This window comes from Azospirillum sp. B506 (assembly GCF_000333595.1).
In the GTDB taxonomy this organism is placed as follows: Bacteria; Pseudomonadota; Alphaproteobacteria; order Azospirillales; family Azospirillaceae; genus Azospirillum.
Window position 1 is genome coordinate 1 of sequence record NZ_BADK01000117.1, and the last position, 1,144, is coordinate 1,144.

Consider the following 1,144-nt stretch of genomic DNA (forward strand, 5'->3'; position numbering starts at 1 on the left):
CGGGAACCCAGACTTCCGGCAGGAAGCCTGCCGCATGCAGGCGCGCCAGGATCACCGCGTCGATCTGTCGTGTCTTCACGCGGGCATAGGCGATGGCCCGCACGAGCCGGGGGTTGGCCACGGCGACCCGCTTGACGAAAGGCCGCAGGACACGCTCCACAGCCGAGCTGTTGCCGGTGGCCTCGATGACCACCTCGTCGGTTGGCTCAAGGGTCTTGGCAAATTTCAGGAAGCGATCATGGGCAAGGTCGACCCTGGCTTCCTTTGTCACCTGGCCGTCCACCAGGAAGGCGACTTGGGCGAACGAGCGGTGAATATCCATGCCGATGATGCGCATGCTCCTTCCCTCCAGTGGTCCGTCCAGTGGTGGTTCGGGAGCTGGCGGGCTTGCACGACATCTACGGATCCGCGCTCGCAGCGCAACCGGGCAAGTCGTAGGAGGCGGCCATGTAACAACGCGAGCTCGCAGCTCATCGTAAGGACGGCCTGCCGCCGTTTCATGCTCCCGGCGCCCCTATCCCGGTGGACGATAGATACCGCAACCGCGATCTAATCGCCAGAACCGGCCAGCGCCAGGTAACAGCATGCCAGTTAACAATGCCGCCGAACGCGGCCTGCGCGGGATCGCCCTCGGGAGGAAAGCCTGGCTGTTCTGCGGCTCCGATCGCGGCGGCCAGCGGGCGGCGATCATGTACGGCCTGATCACCACGGCGAAGCTCAACGACGTCGATCCCCAGGCATGGCTCGCCGATGTGCTGGCCCGCATCAACGACATCCCCCAAACCCGCCTGCACGAACTCCTCCCCTGGGATTGGAAGGCAATCCGCGAGCAGACGAAAGCTGCCTGACCGCGGCACTCAGCGGATGCTTACCCCGCCTGCACGAACTCCTCCCCTAGGAATGGAAGGCAATCCGCGAGCAGACGAAAGCTGCCTGACCGCGGCACTCAGCGGATGCTTACCTGCCGCGAATCCTCCAATTGGAAGGAACTGCCGTCGGCCAATCGGATCGGCCAGCCGGCGACCACGGCCTCCAGAAACTCCTGGGCGGTGAGCGTGGCGGCTTCCTTGGGCGTCACCGGTGTTTCGACTGGGGGCACGGTGAACCTTCCTTAATTGCGGCCGAGCAGGAATGCGGCGAGCTC

General features: G+C 64.7%; 1 protein-coding gene and 2 pseudogenes. 1 reads left to right on the forward strand and 2 read right to left on the reverse strand.

What is annotated here, in order from left to right:
• Nucleotides 1-322: pseudogene (locus tag I71_RS04220) on the reverse strand (IS110 family transposase); the annotation flags it as partial.
• 271 nt (nt 323-593) lie between these two features.
• Between I71_RS04220 and I71_RS04225 the strand changes: the two are divergent.
• Nucleotides 594-848: pseudogene (locus I71_RS04225) on the forward strand (transposase domain-containing protein); the annotation flags it as partial.
• Between the two features lie 98 nt (nt 849-946).
• Here the strand turns inward: I71_RS04225 and I71_RS38140 are convergent.
• Nucleotides 947-1,099: a hypothetical protein gene (locus I71_RS38140; RefSeq protein ID WP_159107342.1), complete on the reverse strand. Its 153-nt coding sequence runs from the start codon at nt 1,097-1,099 to the stop codon at nt 947-949.
• Nucleotides 1,100-1,144 lie beyond the last annotated feature (45 nt).